Source organism: Microbacterium bovistercoris (assembly GCF_003387575.1).
GTDB lineage: Bacteria > Actinomycetota > Actinomycetes > Actinomycetales > Microbacteriaceae > Microbacterium > Microbacterium bovistercoris.
Genome location: NZ_QUAB01000039.1, coordinates 54837 through 68900, shown reverse-complemented (window position 1 = coordinate 68900; position 14064 = coordinate 54837). Strand labels below are relative to the sequence as shown.

Annotated in this window: 14 protein-coding genes; 8 read left to right on the top strand and 6 right to left on the bottom strand. The window is 70.6% G+C overall.

Going from position 1 to position 14064, the window contains the following annotated elements; all coding sequences use genetic code 11:
• Positions 1 to 11: 11 nt before the first annotated feature.
• A complete protein-coding gene (gabT, locus tag DY023_RS07900) occupies positions 12 to 1370 on the bottom strand; it encodes a 4-aminobutyrate--2-oxoglutarate transaminase (protein ID WP_116241795.1) in 1359 nt (452 codons plus the stop codon).
• A gap of 182 nt (positions 1371 to 1552) precedes the next feature.
• Between gabT and DY023_RS07895 the strand changes: the two genes are divergently transcribed.
• Positions 1553 to 2974, top strand: coding sequence for a PucR family transcriptional regulator (locus DY023_RS07895; RefSeq protein WP_116241794.1), 1422 nt, complete (start codon positions 1553 to 1555; stop codon positions 2972 to 2974).
• A 4-nt stretch (positions 2975 to 2978) separates the two neighbouring features.
• Here DY023_RS07895 and DY023_RS07890 read toward each other — a convergent pair whose 3' ends face one another.
• Positions 2979 to 3680: an MBL fold metallo-hydrolase gene (locus DY023_RS07890; protein WP_116241793.1), complete on the bottom strand. Its 702-nt coding sequence runs from the start codon at positions 3678 to 3680 to the stop codon at positions 2979 to 2981.
• Between the two features lie 68 nt (positions 3681 to 3748).
• Here DY023_RS07890 and DY023_RS07885 point away from each other — a divergent pair, with 68 nt between their 5' ends.
• A complete protein-coding gene (locus tag DY023_RS07885; RefSeq protein ID WP_116241930.1) occupies positions 3749 to 4315 on the top strand; it encodes a TetR/AcrR family transcriptional regulator in 567 nt (188 codons plus the stop codon).
• Between the two features lie 87 nt (positions 4316 to 4402).
• On the opposite strand, the gene DY023_RS07880 is transcribed toward DY023_RS07885, so the two are convergent.
• The 3 genes from DY023_RS07880 to DY023_RS07870 all read right to left on the bottom strand — a co-directional run bounded on the left by DY023_RS07880 (position 4403) and on the right by DY023_RS07870 (position 7568).
• Complete coding sequence (locus DY023_RS07880; protein WP_116241929.1) at positions 4403 to 5644, bottom strand: RNA polymerase sigma factor; 1242 nt, start codon at positions 5642 to 5644, stop codon at positions 4403 to 4405.
• A complete protein-coding gene (locus DY023_RS07875; protein WP_116241928.1) occupies positions 5641 to 6021 on the bottom strand; it encodes a YciI family protein in 381 nt (126 codons plus the stop codon). The genes DY023_RS07880 and DY023_RS07875 overlap by 4 nt, the downstream gene beginning before the upstream one ends.
• A gap of 95 nt (positions 6022 to 6116) precedes the next feature.
• A complete protein-coding gene (locus tag DY023_RS07870; protein WP_116241792.1) occupies positions 6117 to 7568 on the bottom strand; it encodes a helix-turn-helix domain-containing protein in 1452 nt (483 codons plus the stop codon).
• A gap of 127 nt (positions 7569 to 7695) precedes the next feature.
• Between DY023_RS07870 and aceB the strand changes: the two genes are divergently transcribed.
• From aceB to DY023_RS07840, 6 genes are read left to right on the top strand one after another with little or no spacing between them, the layout of a single operon-like run.
• Complete coding sequence (gene aceB, locus DY023_RS07865; RefSeq protein ID WP_116241791.1) at positions 7696 to 9330, top strand: malate synthase A; 1635 nt, start codon at positions 7696 to 7698, stop codon at positions 9328 to 9330.
• Between the two features lie 38 nt (positions 9331 to 9368).
• A complete protein-coding gene (locus DY023_RS07860; protein ID WP_116241790.1) occupies positions 9369 to 10964 on the top strand; it encodes an isocitrate lyase in 1596 nt (531 codons plus the stop codon).
• 12 nt (positions 10965 to 10976) lie between these two features.
• Complete coding sequence (locus DY023_RS07855; protein WP_116241789.1) at positions 10977 to 11597, top strand: TetR/AcrR family transcriptional regulator; 621 nt, start codon at positions 10977 to 10979, stop codon at positions 11595 to 11597.
• On the top strand, positions 11594 to 12058 hold the full coding sequence (gene rraA / locus DY023_RS07850) for a ribonuclease E activity regulator RraA (RefSeq protein WP_116241788.1): 465 nt from the start codon (positions 11594 to 11596) through the stop codon (positions 12056 to 12058). Before DY023_RS07855 ends, rraA begins: the two co-directional genes overlap by 4 nt.
• A 34-nt stretch (positions 12059 to 12092) precedes the next feature.
• On the top strand, positions 12093 to 12533 hold the full coding sequence (locus DY023_RS07845) for a hypothetical protein (protein WP_116241787.1): 441 nt from the start codon (positions 12093 to 12095) through the stop codon (positions 12531 to 12533).
• Between the two features lie 52 nt (positions 12534 to 12585).
• Positions 12586 to 12978 carry a YccF domain-containing protein gene (locus DY023_RS07840; RefSeq protein ID WP_116241786.1) on the top strand — a complete coding sequence of 131 codons (393 nt, stop codon included), beginning with the start codon at positions 12586 to 12588 and terminating at the stop codon, positions 12976 to 12978.
• Positions 12979 to 13025: 47 nt separating this feature from the next.
• On the opposite strand, the gene DY023_RS07835 is transcribed toward DY023_RS07840, so the two are convergent.
• Positions 13026 to 14015 (bottom strand): aldo/keto reductase, encoded by a 990-nt coding sequence (locus DY023_RS07835; protein ID WP_116241785.1) that lies wholly within the window; start codon positions 14013 to 14015, stop codon positions 13026 to 13028.
• Positions 14016 to 14064: the final 49 nt, after the last annotated feature.

Below are 14064 nucleotides of genomic sequence, written 5' to 3'. Positions count from 1 at the left end.
GGCCGGTGGTCTCAGGCTGCCGCCAGTGCGGCCGCGACGACGTCGAGGCCCTCGTTCAGCAGCTCGTCGCCGATCGAGAGCGGAGGCAGGAAGCGGATCACGTTGCCGAAGGTGCCGCAGGTGAGCACGATCACGCCCTCCGCGATCGCGGCCTTGGCGACCTTCGCCGTCAGTGCGGCATCCGGTGCTCCGGTGGCGGGGTCGACGAACTCGGCGGCGATCATCGCGCCGTGGCCGCGGACGTCGCCGATGCGCGGGTCGCTGGCCTGCATGACCGCGAGACGGCCGAGCAGGATGCTGCCGATCTCTGTGGCCCGCTGCACGAGTCCCTCGTTCTCGAAGGCGTCGATCGCGGCGAGAGCCGCGGCGCAGGCGATCGGGTTGCCGCCGTACGTGCCGCCGAGACCGCCGGCGTGCGCGGCATCCATGATCTCGGCACGGCCGGTGACGCCGGCGAGCGGAAGGCCCGCGGCGATGCCCTTGGCGGTGGTGATGAGGTCGGGCTCGATGCCGAAGATCTCGCTGGCGAACATATGGCCGGTGCGGGCGAAGCCGGTCTGCACCTCGTCGGCGATGAAGACCACGCCGTTCGCACGGCACCAGTCCACGACCTCGTTCAGGAAGCCGTCGGCGGGGACGATGAAGCCGCCCTCGCCCTGGATGGGCTCGATGATGATCGCGGCGAGGTTGTCGGCGCCGACCTGCTTCTCGATCAGGGTGATCGCGCGGGCGGCGGCCTCGGGGCCGGTCAGTCCGTCGCGCAGCGGGTACGACCCGGGCACGCGGTAGACCTCGGGGGCGAACGGCCCGAAGCCGCTCTTGTACGGCATCGACTTGGCGGTCAGCGCCATCGTCAGGTTGGTGCGGCCGTGGTAGCCGTGGTCGAGGGCGACGACGGCCTGGCGGCCGGTGTGCTTGCGGGCGATCTTGATCGCGTTCTCGACGGCCTCGGCACCGGAGTTGAACAGGGCGCTCTTCTTGGCGAAGTCGCCGGGCGTCAGCCGGTTCAGGGCCTCGGCGACCTCGATGTACGACTCGTACGGCGAGATCATGAAGCAGGTGTGGGTGAACTGCGCCGCCTGTGCGGCGACGGCGGCGGCGACCTTGGGGTGCGCGTTGCCGACCGAGGTCACGGCGATGCCGGAGCCGAGGTCGATCAGGGAGTTGCCGTCGGCGTCGACCACGACGCCGCCGCCGGCCGCGACGGCGGCGACGGGGATCGTGTGCGAGACGCCGGCGGAGACGGCGTCGGCCTTGCGCGCCAGGATCGCGGCGGAGCGGGGGCCGGGGAGTTCGGTGACGACGCGGCGCACCTGGGGCAGTGCGGGGCCGCCGACGGGGACAGTGGTGGGCTCGTCGATGAGGGTCATGACAGCAACGGTAAGACCGCTGGATGCCTGATGCATTCGCCGGTGCGTACAATCTGAAGCAGACATTCGCCATGCTGTACATCAGCGCCCCTCCCGCTCCGGTCTCACTCGTTGCGGGTGCCGGCGACCGAACACCCGCAACGAGTGAGACCGGAGCCGCAGAAGGCCACGGAGGATGAGAGATGGACACCACGACGCCCACCCTGCGCACGCTGCTCGCACGACCCGCGCTGAAGCTGCGCCTGCTGCCCGCGGATCTCCCCGACGGCGCGCTGGATCGCCCGCTGCGCTGGGTGCACAGCAGCGACCTCGCGGACCCGACGCCGTTCCTCGCCGACGATCTGGTGCTGCTCACCACCGGCACGCAGCTCGAGCGGACGCCAGTGACCGACTACGTGGACCGGCTCGCGCAGCGCGGCGTGATCGGCCTCGGATTCGGCACCGATGTGCATCGCGCCGGCGTGCCCGAAGACCTCGCGGAGGCCTGCGCCGCGCGGGGCATCCCGCTGTTCGAGGTGCCGTACGGCACCCCGTTCATCGCCGTCGCCCGCGCGCACGCCGAGGCGATCGCCGAACAGGCGTACTCCCGGCGCACCTGGGCTCTCGAGGCCCAGCGCGCCCTCGCGATCGCATCGCTGCGGCCGCAGGGCCTGGATGCCGCGCTCACCGAGCTCTCCCGCCGACTCGGCTGTGGCGTGACCATGTTCGACGACGCCGGCGGTCTGGTGCACGAGCATCCGTCCGGTGCGGCGACCGCCGAGCTCGCCGCCCACGCTGCGGCGCTGCTCGCGCGCGGAGCGACCGCGAGCGAGACGATCGAGCACGGCTCCAGCGGAGCGACGCTGTTCACCCTGGGCAGCACCGGGCGCCTGCGCGGGGTGATCGGGGTGGCCGCGGCAGCACTGGATCCGGAGACCCGCACGGTGGTCACGTCGGTGATCGCGATGGCCGGCTTGGCCCTGGAGCAGGGCGAGCGGCTCGCACTGCGCGAGCGACGGCTGGATGCCGAGGTGCTGACGCTGCTCCGGGAGGGCGCGGCCGGCTCCGCCCGGCGCGTGCGGGAGCTGCCCGCGGAACCGGTGCTCGTCGCGACGGCGGAGGCACCGGCGAATCCGGACTGGTGGCGGCGGCGCGCAGCGGGCGCGCTCGTCGCGGAAGGCGTCGTCGTGTTCTCGGCAGCGGACGCCGCAGTGGCGGATGCCTTCGCCGCAGACTTCGACGTGAAGCTGGGACTCTCGCAGCATGGAACCCTCGAGGAGTTCACGCGCGCCGAGGCGCAGGCCTCGGCGGCGCTGCGCCGAACAGGCACCGGCGTGATCCGGTACGCAGCCCCCGCCGGCATCCTGGAATCCCTCGGCGCGGATGCACGCCTCGCCGCGCAGAGCCGGCTCGCCGGGCTGCGCGAGGCGGACCCGGCGCTCGAGGAGCAGCTGCGGGTATGGCTCGAGCACGACGCACGGATCGAGCAGGCAGCGGCAGCCCTCGGCATCCATCGCCACACCTTGCGGGCACGCATCGCACAGGCATCCGGCATTCTGCACACCGACCTGGCGACGTTCCCGGCCCGAGCCGAGCTTTGGGCGGCGCTGCAGGCGGCGCGCTGATGCGTCAGCTCACGGCGAGCGCGTCGATCAGCTGATCGGCGGTGCCGCGGAACTCCGGCCCGTGACCGGGGAAGAGACGCGTCTCGGGCAACCCGCGCAGCCGATCCATACTCTGCGGTGTCAGGTGCGGGTCGTCGCTGAACGGGCCGAGCCCGACAGCCTCGACACCGGTCAGCACGTTGCGCGTGGTGACCGCATCACCCAGGAACAGTGCATCCGCTGCGGGGATGCGAACGGCCACGGATCCCGGGGAGTGACCGGGCAGTCCGATGATCTCGGGGGCGCCGGGCAGGTCGAGTACGTCGCCGTCGCAGAACGTCCGCACCTCGCCGATGCGCACACCGCGGAGGGCGCCGCGGCGGACGCCGCTGCCGAGGAACCGGAGCACGGGACCCAGCCTCCACGCACCACCGGGTGCATGCGACTTCTCCTCGCCCCTCGCCCGCGCGGCATCCGCCTCGTGCACGTGCACGGGCACGCCGTGCTCGGCGCGCAGCCACTCGGCCACGCCGATGTGGTCGCTGTCGCCGTGGGTCAGCACGACTCCGCGGATGTCCGAGAGTCCGCACCCCGCGGCGCGCAAGGCGCGCTCGAGCGCCCTGCGGTCACCGGGAAGCCCGGCGTCGACGAGTGTGACACCTGCATCGGTGAGGACGGCGTGCATCGCGACCAGGTCGTCGCCGATGCGGAGGATCTCTGCGTTCATGATGGCTACACTAAATAGCCTTGAAGGCTATTGTCAATAGCCTTATGATCGTCGCAGAGGAGGTCGACATGCCTGCACCGCAGCGCGTCAGCCAGGAGGAGCTCGTCGCCGCGATCCGCCGGATCGCCGAGGACGACGGCATCGACGCCGTCACCATGAGCTCGGTGGCGTCCGCCGTCGGCGTCCGCACGCCGAGCCTGTACAAACGGGTGGCGGATCGGCATGGACTCCTCCGGCTCGCTGCGGACGACGCCGCCCGCGAACTCGTCGCGGAGTTGTCCGGGGCGCCGCACACGGAAGGAGAGGACGCCGCGGGCAGACTTCGCCGGATGGCGTATGCGCTGCGCGCCTTCGCCGCCCGCGCCCCCCGCGTCTCCGGCCTGCTGTTCGCCGCGCCGTCAGCCGCGGCCGCCCCCTCCCCCGAGGCCGGGGAACCACTGCTGCGCCCGCTGCTGGAGGCCGTGTCGGCGGCCGCCCCGGGAGATCCGCTGCCCGCGGCTCGAACCTTCACCGCGTGGATCTACGGTTTCTGCACCATGGAGCAGGCCGGCGCGTTCCGGCTCGGCGGCGACGTCGACGCGGCGTTCGAGTACGGGCTCGACGTACTGCTGGGCGCCATGACGCGCCCCGCCTGAGCCGGCGTCCCGCGCGGAGCCGACGCCGGCTCGGGTCCGGCCCGGCCGGGCCGGCGACAAGAACGCGCCACAGGATGCCCCGGGGCGTCACTGCGCCCGGAGCGCGGCCGCGCGAACGAGCAGATGCGCGCGCACCGACGGGTCGTCGGCCAGTGCGGCGGCCCGCTCGTAAGCCATCGCCGCCTCGGCCGGGCGCCCCGACCGCACGAACAGCTCGGCGCGCACCGCCCACAACGGCTGAAAGACCTCGGGCTCCCCCGAGAGCAGGGCGAGGCCGGCATCCGGACCGTCGAGCCGCCCCACCACCGCGGCGTGGGCGACTCGAGCGCCCGCGGTGGGCGCCACGTGGAGCAGCGCGAGGTACAGCATCCGCAGCGCGTCGTCGTCGAGATCGGCTCCGTGTCGAGGTGCGACGTGGACGGCTTGGATCGCCGCCTCCAGCTCGAACCTTCCGGGCGCCTCCGCCCCTGCGATGCGCTGCGCATGGCGCAGCGCGCCCTCTGCCTCGGCGATCAATGCGGGATCCCAGTCCGCCGGGTCCTGCTCGCCGAGCGGCACGAAGTCGTCGGCGCGGCGCGCCAAGGAGAACGACACCAGCGCGGCGAGCGCCCATGCCTCGCGCACCGCGGCGGCCGGCGCTCCCGTCTGCTCCAGGGCGCCGGCGAGCGTCCGCGCCAGGTAGCGTGCCTCACCGGCCAGGCCGTCCGCCGCGCTCTCGCGCCAGGTGATCGCCGCGCAGCCGTACACCGCCTCGAGCACCGCCCCGACGCGCTCTGCCATCTGGGCGCGGCCGGGCACCGCGAACGGCACCCGCGCCTGCGCGATGCGGCGCTTCGCCCGCACGAGCCGCTGCGCCATCGCCGAGGGCGAGGTCGCGAAGGCGCGCGCGACCTGAGCAGCTTCGAACCCGAGCACGGTCTGCAGCATCAGGGGTGCGCGCACCTTCGGGTCGATCGCCGGATGCGCGCACACGAAGAGCAGCTCGAGGCGCTTGTCGCCGATGGCGTCGGGATCGATGCCCTGCAGCGGATCCACCGGCGGCGCGCGGTCGATCAGCGCCTCCGACAGCTCGACGTCCCGCGCGGACGCCGCCTTCCAGGCATCCCGCTGCCTGTTGCGGGCCACCGTCAGCAGCCACGCATCGGGATGCTCCGGCACCCCGGCATCCGGCCAGGATCGCAGCGCCTGCTCGAACGCCGCCTGCAGGGCGTCCTCGGCGGCGGGGATGTCGCCCGTCGGCGCCGCGATGATCGACAGCAGCCGCCCGTACGAGGTGCGGGCGGCGAGTTCGGCCGCCGCCCGCACCTCGCTGCCGCCAGATGCGGTCACGCGTTCGGCTGCCACTCGCCGTCCACGACGTGGGTCGCGCCCGGACGGACCTCGACCGCACCCCACGCGATCGACGGCGCCTTGCGCGCCCACCCGATCGCCTCGTCGAGATCGGCGACATCGATCACGAAGGTGCCACCGAGCTGCTCCTTCGAGTCGACGAACGGGCCGTCCTGCACCCGAAGCTCGTCGCCGTCCATCCGCAGTGTGGTCGTGACAACCGACGGCTGCAGAACCTCTCCCGACAGCAGCACCTCCGCATCGTGCAGTGTCTGCGCGTAGGCGGCGAAGGCGCGCTGCCCTGCGGCCATGGCCTCGTCATCGAGCACGAAGTCCCCGCCCGGCTCGGGGTAGTGCAGCAGGATCGTGTATCGCATGATCTTCCCTTCATCGGGATGCGTCGCTCGGAGCGTCTCTCCGCACATCCACTGTGAAGACGATCGGGGCCAGGGTCAATCGACATCCTCCTGCCTCACGCCGGCGCGTGCGCCTCCAGGAACTCGTACACGTCCGTCGTGTCGACCCCGGGGAAGGCACCGGTGGGCAGGGTCGCGAGCAGCGTGCGCGGGGTGCGCACGTTCGGCCAGGACTGCGTGCGCCAGCGCTCCTCGAGCTCGGCCGGCGCCCGGCGGCAGCACACCTCGACCGAGTGCTTCGACACGCCCCTGTTGGGCGTGTCCCGTCCGACGAACCACTTCGTGTCATCGAACCGCACCCCGACGCTCACCGAGTGCAGCCCCTCACTGGAGGGCTCCACGCGCGCGGTGCACCAGTAGGTTCCGTTCCCGGTGTCGGTGTACTGGTAGTACGGGTTGAACCGGTCCTCGACCTCGAACACCTCGCGGCTGGTCCAACGCCGGCAGCACATCTGCCCCTCGATCGCGCCGAGCCGGTCGGTCGGGAAGTTCACGTCGTCGTTCTCGTAGGCCTTCGTGATCGTGCCGGACTCGTGCACCTTCAGGAAGTGCACCGGGATGCCGAGGTGCCGCGTGGCCACGTTCGTGAACCGGTGCGCGGCGGTCTCGTACGACACCGAGTAGGTGTCACGGAGGTCCTCGATCGAGATCGCGCGCCGCGCCTTGGCATCCTGCAGCACCGGCACGACGTGTGCTTCCGGAATCAGCAGGGCCCCGGTGAGATAGTTCGTCTCCACCCGCTGGCGCAGGAACTCCGCATAACTGCGCGGCTCGGCATGGCCCAGGATGCGGCTGCTCAGCGCCTGCAGCACGGCAGTGCGCGCGTCGCCCTTGGCCGGCACGCTGCTGGACAGGTAGAGCCGGCCGTTCGCCAGGTCGGCCACGCTGCGCGTGGACTGCGGCAGGTCGGGCGCATAGTGCAGCGTGAAGCCGAGGTGCGCGGCGATCTCGGACGCGGTGCGCTGCGTGAGCGGGCCGCCCGGATGCCCGACGGCGTCCAGGATCCGGCGCGCAGCCGCTTCGAGGGGCTCGAAGTAGTTGTCCTGCGTGCGCATCAGATGCCGCAGCTCGACGTTGGCGCGGCGGGCCTCCTCCGGCGTCGCCGCGCGCTCGTCCCGCAGCCGCTCGATCTCGCCGTGCAGGGCGAGCATCGCGGCGAGCGCGTCATCCGGCACCGACTTGCCGATCCGGAACGACGGGATGCCGAGGGCGCGGAACGTCTGCCCCTTCATCGCACGCTCCAGAGCGATCTCCATCGTGCTGCGCTCGTCGAGCGGCTCGCCCTCGAGCAGCGCGTCGATCGTGGTGTCCAGCGCCCGCGCGATCGCCTGCAACTGCGTGAGCTTCGGCTCGCGCTTGCCGGTCTCGACCATGGACAGCTGGCTGGGCGCGCGGTCGACCGCGGATGCCAGTTCTTCGAGCGTCATCCCGCGCGCCGTGCGCAGCTGTCGGATGCGCCTCCCGATCGTGAGGGCGTCGGTCTCTTCTACGGCATCCGTGGTGGCCATGGCCGCGATTCTGTCACAAAAATAGAAATTCGAGCAAACTTCACACCCGGAATGGTCAGGCGAAGCCCGGAACTTCTCCCAGAGTGGATGTCAAGCCACCACCGGCAGCACAGAGAGGACCACGGTCATGAGCACTCCCACCATCCAGACCACCCAGCAGGGGCCCGCGATCGTCGTCGCAGGTCCCATCCGCGAGCGGTACGACGAGATCCTCACCCCCGGCGCGCTGGCGTTCCTCACCGAGCTGCACCACCGCTTCGCAGGCCGCCGGCACGACCGCCTCGCCGATCGGATGCGCCGCCGCTTCGAGATCGGCAACGGTCACGACCCGCGGTTCCGCGACGACACCCGGCACATCCGCGAGGACGCCGACTGGCGCGTCGCCGGAGCCGGCCCCGGGCTGGAGGACCGTCGCGTCGAGATCACCGGGCCGACCGACCCGAAGATGACGATCAACGCCCTGAACTCGGGAGCCAAGGTCTGGCTGGCCGACCAGGAGGACGCCACCAGCCCTACCTGGGAGAACGTGATCGGCGGTCAGCTGTCGCTGCACGACGCGATCCGCGGCACTCTGGAGCACACCAGCGCCGACGGCAAGGTGTACCGCGTCACCGCCGAACAGACCCCGACGATCGTGATGCGACCGCGCGGATGGCACCTGCCCGAGAAGCACATCGCGTTCACCGACCGCACCGGGCGCCGCCTGGACGCCTCGGCGTCGCTGGTCGACTTCGGGCTGTACTTCTTCCACAACGCGCAGGCGCTGATCGACGGCGGCCGCGGCCCGTACTTCTACATCGCCAAGCTCGAGTCCAGCGAGGAGGCGAAGCTGTGGAACGACGTCTTCACGTTCAGCGAGGAGTACATCGGAATCGAGCACGGCACCATCCGCGCCACCGTGCTCATCGAGACGCTGCCTGCAGCCTTCGAGATGGACGAGATCCTCTACGAACTGCGCGACCACTGCGCGGGGCTGAACGCCGGCCGCTGGGACTACATCTTCTCGATCATCAAGAACTACCGCGGCCGCGGCGCCCGCTTCGTGCTGCCGGACCGCAGCGAGGTCACCATGACCGTGCCGTTCATGCGGGCGTACACCGAGCTGCTGGTGAAGACCTGCCACCGCCGCGGAGCATTCGCGATCGGCGGCATGAGCGCCTTCATCCCGAACCGCCGCGACCCCGAGGTCACCTCCCGCGCCATCGAGAAGGTCGCCGCCGACAAGCGCCGCGAGGCCGGCGACGGCTTCGACGGCACCTGGGTGGCGCACCCCGACCTGATCCCCACCGCCCGCGCCGAGTTCGACGCCGTGCTCGGAGACCGGCCGAACCAGCTGGACCGGCAGCGCGACGACGTGCAGGTGCGCGCAGAGGAACTGCTCGACGTGCGCATCGGCCGCCCGATCACCGCCGACGGCGTGCGCGACAACGTCTCGGTGGCCATCCGCTACATCGAGGCGTGGCTGCGGGGCATCGGCGCCGTCGCCATCGACAACCTGATGGAAGATGCCGCGACCGCCGAGATCAGCCGCTCGCAGGTCTGGCAGTGGATCCACCAGAGCCAGACCGTCGAGGACGGCACCCCGATCACCGCCGAGTACGTCGAGGGCCTGATCGCCGAGATGCTGGCCACCACCTGGCGCACCGAGGGCAACCGCTTCGACGACGCCGCGGAGGTGTTCCGCGAGGTCGCGCTGCGTCCCGAGTTCCCCGCCTTCCTGACGCTGCCGGCCTACTCGCGCTTCCTCGTCGAGACCGCCTGACCACCCGAACATCCGCCTCCCCAAAGAAGGACAGAGAAATGACCCGCTACCAGGACGACATCGAGGCCATCCAGGCGCTGAAGCAGCAGAACGGCTCCCCCTGGGACGCCATCGACCCCGAGTCAGCTGCACGGATGCGTGCGCAGAACCGGTTCCGCACCGGGCTCGAGATCGCTCAGTACACCGCCGGCATCATGCGCCGCGACATGGCCGAGTACGACGCCGACTCGTCCGTCTACACCCAGTCGCTCGGCGTCTGGCACGGCTTCGTCGGACAGCAGAAGCTCATCTCGATCAAGAAGCACCTGAAGTCCACGAACAAGCGCTACCTGTACCTCTCCGGGTGGATGGTCGCGGCCCTGCGCTCGGAGTTCGGCCCGCTGCCCGACCAGTCGATGCACGAGAAGACGGCCGTTCCCGCCCTGATCGAGGAGCTCTACACGTTCCTCCGTCAGGCCGACGCCCGTGAGCTCGACCTGCTCTTCACCCAGCTGGATGCCGCACGTGCCGCCGGCGACGAGACCGGGGCCGAGTTCATCCAGTCGCAGATCGACGAGTACGAGACGCACGTCGTGCCGATCATCGCCGACATCGACGCCGGCTTCGGCAACCCCGAGGCCACGTACCTGCTGGCGAAGAAGATGATCGAGGCGGGCGCGTGCGCCATCCAGATCGAGAACCAGGTCTCGGACGAGAAGCAGTGCGGCCACCAGGACGGCAAGGTCACCGTGCCGCACGAGGACTTCCTCGCGAAGATCAACGCGGTCCGCTACGCCTTCCTCGAGCTCGGCATCGACAACGGCATCATCGTCGCCCGCACCGACTCGCTCGGCGCCGGCCTCACCCAGAAGCTCGCCGTCTCGCAGCATCCGGGTGACCTGGGCGACCAGTACAACTCGTTCCTCGACGTCGAGGAGATCGCCGAGGGCGATCTCGGAAACGGCGACGTGATCATCAAGCGCGACGGCAAGCTGCTGCGGCCGAAGCGCCTCGCCAGCAACCTCTACCAGTTCCGCAAGGGCACCGGCGAGGAGCGCGTCGTGCTGGACTGCATCACCTCGCTGCGCAACGGCGCCGACCTGCTGTGGATCGAGACCGAGAAGCCGCACGTGGAGCAGATCGCCGGCATGGTCGACGCGATTCGCGCGGAGATCCCGGACGCGAAGCTGGTCTACAACAACAGCCCCTCGTTCAACTGGACGCTGAACTTCCGCCAGCAGGCGTACGACGCGCTCGCCGAGCTGGGCGAGGACGTCTCGGGCTACGACCGCGATCGGCTGATGAGCGTCGAGTACGACGACACCGAGCTCGCGCGCCAGGCCGACGAGAAGATCCGTACCTTCCAGCGCGACGGATCCGCACGCGCGGGGATCTTCCACCACCTCATCACGCTGCCGACCTACCACACGGCGGCACTGTCGACCGATGACCTGGCCAAGGGCTACTTCGGCGACGAGGGGATGCTCGCCTACGTGAAGGGCGTGCAGCGCCGCGAGATCCGCGGCGGAATCGCGACCGTCAAGCACCAGAACATGGCCGGCAGCGACATCGGCGACAACCACAAGGAGTACTTCGCCGGCGACGCCGCCCTGAAGGCGGGCGGCCAGCACAACACGATGAACCAGTTCAGCTGAGATGACCGGCCGGTGGGGCGGGGTGCGTTCAGGACAGCAGTTCGACGTACCCCGCTCCGCCGTTGCCGCGACGCGCTGCGCGATCAGCGCGGCCAGACCCCCATCGACCTGCTCATCGAGCACGGCGTCGCCGACCTCAGCCTGGAGAAGGTCGCACGTCGCGCCGGAGTGGGCAAGACCACCATCTACCGGCGATTCCCGGACAAGTCCGCGCTCCTGCTCGCGGCGGTCTCGGGCGCGCAGGCGGTGGACGACGAGCGGCTGCTCGACTGGCCCGATGCCGCGACGATGCTCGCCTCGTGGGCGCTGCACCTGAGCGACCCTCGCAATCGCAGACTGCTGCGCCGGCTGTTCGCATCGATCGACGACCTGCCAGAACTGCTCCCCGCCTACCGCGCCGCGGAATCGCCTCGCCGCCAGCACGCCGAGCGCGAGGCGCTGCGGCGCGCGCAGGCCGTCGGGCAGCTCCCCGAGGACGCCGACATCGATGCGATCGCCGACATCCTCGCCGGGGCGATCCTGCAGCATCTGACGACCCACCCCGACGACGAGAGCGCCGCCCGGATCGACGAGTATCTGACCAGGGTGCTCACGCAGGTCGGCTACACGAAACCGGACAGGAACCCCTCATGACCTCTACCGCAGACCTCTACGACGAGCACGGCGACGCCCTGCAGTCGCTCCCCCTGCAGCTGCGCTCCTTCGGCGGCGTGACGGCTTTCGAGGGGCCGATCCGCACGGTGCGCTGCTTCCAGGACAACTCGCTGCTCAAAGGCCTGCTGTCGACCCCGGGCGACGGTGCCGTGCTCGTCGTCGACGGCGCCGGCTCGCTCGTCACAGCGCTGATGGGCGACATGATCGCGCAGCTGGCCGTGGACAACGGGTGGGCCGGCGTCGTCATCCACGGCTGCGTGCGCGACAGCGTCGCGATCGGACGCATGCCGCTGGGCGTGAAGGCGCTCGGCACCAACCCGCGCAAGAGCCGCAAGGACGGCACCGGCGAGGTGGACGTCGTCCTGTCCTTCGGTGATGTCGTGTTCCGTCCCGGCGCCCGGCTGTACGCCGACGAGGACGGCGTGCTCGTCGAGCGCTGACACAGCCGGGCGCAGTGCGGCGTAGCCTGAGGACATGAGCGGGACAGTCACCGGATCGCCGGTCCACGACGAGATCGCGGGCGAGTTCCTGCGTAGTCGTCGCGGTGGTGCGCGACTGGTGGCCGTCGCGAGCCCGGATGCGGCACTCTCGGCAGCCTTCGCCGAGGATCTCGCTGCCGCCTTCGCCAGGCGCGGCGTGCTCGCGTCGTCCGCCGCACAGGACGGGAGGTCCGAGGAGGCTCTGCGGGACGAGCTCGTCGCCCCGCTGCGGGCAGCGGGAGCGGATGCGGTGACGATCGTCGCCGGTGACGGGTCGCTGCTCGCCGGGCGCGCCCGCTGGCTGTGGCACTTCCGCATCTGGCTCGCCACCGACGACGATCTGGCCGACACCACGGCGGATGCGATCGTGGACATCACCGATCCGCAGCATCCGGCCCGCCGCCTCGCCGACTTCTGCCAGTGCGACGTCGGGTGAGGTCCATCGCCGCCTCCGCCGGCTCACAGCCGGCCTCGACGAGAATGGATGCATGCGCACCCTGCTGAACATCATCTGGCTGATCTTCGCCGGCTTCGGCCTGTTCCTCGGCTACGTGCTCGCGGGGGTCCTGCTGTGCATCCCGATCATCACGATCCCGTGGGCGATCGCCTCGTTCCGCACCGCCGGCTTCGTGATCTGGCCGTTCGGCCGCACGATCGTCGCGAAGCCGACCGCCGGGGTCGGCTCGTTCCTCGGGAACGTGATCTGGGTCATCCTCGCCGGGTGGTGGCTTGCGCTCGCCCACATCATCTCCGGCATCGCCCTGTGCATCACCATCATCGGCATCCCCATGGCGATCGCCGACTTCAAACTGGTGCCCATCTCGCTGATGCCGCTCGGCAAGGACATCGTCTCCACCCGCGACGGCGCCTTCGCCCGCTGACGGACGGGGGCCGGACGCCCCGTGGCATCCGGCATCCGATCGCGTGATCAGCGCGGGTCGGCGGGCTCCGCGTCGAGCTGTGCGCGCACGTCGTCATCGAGCACGACGTCGGCGGCGCCGAGCACCTCGTCGAGCTGCGCGATGCTCGACACCCCGACGACCGGGATCACCGGCACCTCGCCGCCGAGCAGCCAGGCCAGTGCGACCTGGTTGGGCGTGCGGCCGATGTCGGCGGCCACCTCGTGCAGCAGGGCGCGGCGGGCGTGGCTGGTGGGGTGGTCGACACCGCCCCACATCGGCTGGTTCAGCCGCGAGATCGCCCCCTGGTGCAGGGGTGAGTACACCGTGAGCGCCAGCGGCGGACGCTCCGCCGTGCCGGTGGATGCCGCGTAGTCGAGCATTCCCGGCGTGACGAAGTTGTTGCGCCCGTACTTCGGCGCCGGATGCAGGTAGCTGTACTGCTGCTGCACCAGGCCGTAGGGCGCGACATCCTGCCGCTGCGCCTCCTGCCGCGCCTCGACCAGGCGCCAGGTGGCGATGTTCGAGATGCCCGTGATGCCGACCAGGCCGCTGCGCTGCAGCTCGCCGAAGGCGGCGACGGTCTCGGCAGGATCGGTCGCACGGTCGTCGACGTGCCCGTAGAGCACGTCGATGTGATCGACGCCGAGATGGCGGGCGCTCTCCGGCGCCTGCCGCGCGATGACCTCGGCGGACAGGCCCTCGAAGTTGTCCTCGGTGAGCGGGACGCCCGGGTCGCGCGGCGCGGCACCCAGCTTGGTGGCGATGCGCAGGCTGTCGCGGTTGCCACTGTCCTTCAGCCAGCGGCCGAGCAGGTCCTCACTGTCGCGGCCGGTGCCGCCCGACCAGATCGCGTAGTTGTTCGCGGTGTCGATGAACGTGCCGCCGGCGTCGACGAAGCGATCCAGGATGGCGCGCGAGGTCTGCTCGTCGACGCGGGTGCCGAAGTTCATGGCGCCCAGGCACAGGGTCGAGACCTCGAACGAGGTGCGTCCGTCGGAGATGGTGCGGTACTGCATGTCGGTTTCCCTTTCGTCGGTGAGCTCCAGGCTAGAAAGAGATCGGTTC